At 74.5% G+C, this 2,701-nt stretch carries 3 protein-coding genes; 2 read left to right on the forward strand and 1 reads right to left on the reverse strand.

Going from position 1 to position 2,701, the window contains the following annotated elements; translation table 11 throughout:
- Both AC1MIR_RS14130 and AC1MIR_RS14135 read left to right on the forward strand, forming a co-directional pair.
- The coding region (locus tag AC1MIR_RS14130) for an ATP-binding protein (RefSeq protein ID WP_480028834.1) at positions 1 to 807 on the forward strand (807 nt) is incomplete at its 5' end.
- The gene (locus AC1MIR_RS14135; RefSeq protein WP_480028835.1) at positions 804 to 1,913 is read left to right on the forward strand and encodes an eCIS core domain-containing protein; all 1,110 of its coding nucleotides are present in this window, start codon (positions 804 to 806) and stop codon (positions 1,911 to 1,913) included. The genes AC1MIR_RS14130 and AC1MIR_RS14135, both read left to right, overlap by 4 nt.
- Positions 1,914 to 2,060: 147 nt before the next feature.
- Here the strand turns inward: AC1MIR_RS14135 and AC1MIR_RS14140 are convergent, their stop codons facing one another.
- Positions 2,061 to 2,600 (reverse strand): TRAP transporter large permease subunit, encoded by a 540-nt coding sequence (locus AC1MIR_RS14140; protein ID WP_480028836.1) that lies wholly within the window; start codon positions 2,598 to 2,600, stop codon positions 2,061 to 2,063.
- Between the last annotated feature and the right edge of the window lie 101 nt (positions 2,601 to 2,701).

Consider the following 2,701-nt stretch of genomic DNA (forward strand, 5'->3'; position numbering starts at 1 on the left):
GGCGGGGGGCGGGCGCGGCGCCGCCGCGGGGGCGCGGCGCCGCGGGTCGGCTGGGACCGGCTGGTGGTGGACCCGGTGACGCAGGCGCGGCTGGAGGAGGTGGTGCGCCGCACCCGCCACCGCGCCATCGTGCGCGAGCAATGGGGCATGGATGCCGGCGGCAGCGCGCTGGTCGCGCTGCTCACCGGCGATCCCGGCACCGGCAAGACGCTGGCGGCGGAAGCCGTGGCGCTGCGGCTCGGCCTGCCGCTGCTGGCCGCCGATCTCTCGCGCGTCGTGTCCAAATACATCGGCGAGACCGAGAAGAACCTCGCCGAGCTCTTCGCCGCGGCGGAGGGCTTCGCCGCGGTGCTGTTCTTCGACGAGGCCGATGCGCTGTTCGGCAAGCGCACCGCGGTGCAGGACGCGCATGACCGCTACGCCAACATCGAGGTGAACTACCTGCTGCAGCGGCTGGAGCGCTTCGACGGCGTCGCCCTGCTCGCCACCAACCTGGCCGAGGGCATGGACGAGGCCTTCCTGCGCCGCTTCGACCTGACCGTGCCCTTCCGCCGGCCGAACCCGGCGCAGCGCCTGGCGCTGTGGCGCGCGCATCTGCCGGCCGCGCTGCTGGCGCCGGGGCTCGACCTCGCCGCGCTGGCCAATGCCTGCGACGTCACGGGCGGGGAGATCCGCAACGCTGCGCTGACCGCCGCCTATGCCGCGGCGGAGGCGGGCGAGCCGATCGGGCCGCGGCTGCTGCAGGCCGCGCTGGTACAGGAATTCGCCAAGGCCGGACGCCCCGTGCCGCATGGGATCGCGCCATGAGGCGCACGGCCGCGCCCCCTGTCCCCGTGCTGCGCCATGGCGGGCGCGAGCGTGCCGCGGACCGCGCGGCGGAGCGCGGGCCCGAGCCCGGCGCCAAGGCCGCGCGCGGCGCCGCGCCGGCGGCGCTCGGCCTCGGCGAGGGCACGCGGCTGCCGGCGCGCGACCGGCGCTATTTCGAGCAGCGCCTCGGCGCCGACCTGGCCGGCGTGCGTCTGCACCGCGAGCGCGGCGCGGCGGCGCGGCTCGGCGCGCGGGCCTTCGCCGCGGGGCGCGACATCGGCTTCGCGCCCGGCGAATGGCAGCCGGGCAGCGCGGAGACGCGCCGCCTGCTCGGCCATGAGCTCGCGCATGTGCTGCAGCAGGGCGCGCATGGCCCGGCCGTGCAGCTCGAGGAGGAGAAGAAGCCGGAGGAGGCCGCCGACGCGCTCGAGACCGGCGTGAAGGTGGCGAAGGACGCCGCCAAGGACGACCCCCGCATCAAGACGGAATTGCTGGAGCCCGCCAAGCGGTTCGGCCTGCGGCAATGGGACCGGCTGGGCACCGGCGAGAAGGCCGGCGTGATCGGGTTCGGTGCTGCGACCTACGGCCTCGGCCTCGGCGCGGGCCTGGCCGATCCCGAAGGGCGCAAGCTGCTCTCCGACGTCAACCTGATCGCGCCGATCGGCCTGATCCCCTACGCCACGCTGACCGATTTCCGCTACGTGCTGCCGGAAAGCGAGAACGGGCCGACGCTGCTCAAGGCCTCCTTCTCCGGCGACGACCTGCTCGGCCTCGCGCATGAGAAGGTCTCCTGGTTCCCGCAGATGACGCTCTCGCTGGACTTCACCTGGTCGCTGGATGCGGCGGGCAATGTCCGGCTGGCCTCCGGGCTGGCCAATTGGGGTGTCGTGCCGGGTGTGAACCTGCAGGCGGGTGCCGGCGTGGATCTCGGCTGGAAGCCGCTGCCGACCGGCGTCGGACCCGACCCCTTCGGCGGCGGCCCGCCCGACGGCGCGCCGACGACGCTGCCGGGGGTCGGCGCCTTCGTCACGGTGGATCTGCTGACGGCGCCGATCCTGCCCGCGCCGATCCGGCGCGCGCTCGGCGCGCAGCCGGAGAGCAGGTGATGCCAAAGCCGCAAGACGAACGACCTGCGGCCGGCGCAAGCCGGCCGAGGCCGCGAATACGGCCCGCGGCCAATGCCGCGAAGCCAAGCCGCGAGGCGGCGCCGGCGACTGAGGGGCGAAGGTGAAGCCTTCGCCGACCCGGCATGATCAGCCGAAGGCCAGCGCGGGCAGCCAGGTGGCGATGCCGGGGAACAGGCAGAGCAGCACCACGCCGGCCAGCAGCGCGCACCAGTAGGGCAGCGCGGCGCGGGCCGCCGCGGCCAGCGTCACCTCGCCGCCGGTGATGCCGACCAGGACGAAGAGGTTCATCCCGACCGGCGGCGTCAGCATGCCGATCTCGATCATCAGCGTGACGACCACGCCGAGCCACACCGCGTCGAAGCCGACGCCCGTCATCAGCGGGAAGACCAACGGCAGGGTCATGATCATCATGGACAGGCCGTCGAAGAAGCAGCCCAGCACCAGGTAGATCGCCACCACCACCAGCAGCAGCACCCATTTCGACAGCCCCCATTCGCCGATCGCGGCCAGCATCTGCTGCGGCAGGCCCAGCATGCTGATCGCCTGCGCCAGCACGAGCGCGCCGATGAACACCATGGCGATGATGGCGAAGATCCGCGCCGTGCCGATCAGCGCCTCGCCCAGCCTGCGGATCGTGAGATCGCCGATGGTGAAGCCGAGGATCACCGCCGCGGCGACGCCCCCGCCCCCCCCCGCCGTCGGCGGCGCCCGCCCCGGGCACCCGCGGGCCCCGCCCCCGCCCCGACCCCGCCCCCCCCGCCGCCCCC

It is taken from the genome of Falsiroseomonas sp. RANM36 (assembly GCF_056682175.1).

Coding starts and splice junctions, on each gene's coding strand:
- AC1MIR_RS14135 (WP_480028835.1), top strand. CDS start 804: ATGAGGCGCACGGCCGCGCCCCCTGTCCCCGTGCTGCGCCATGGCGGG.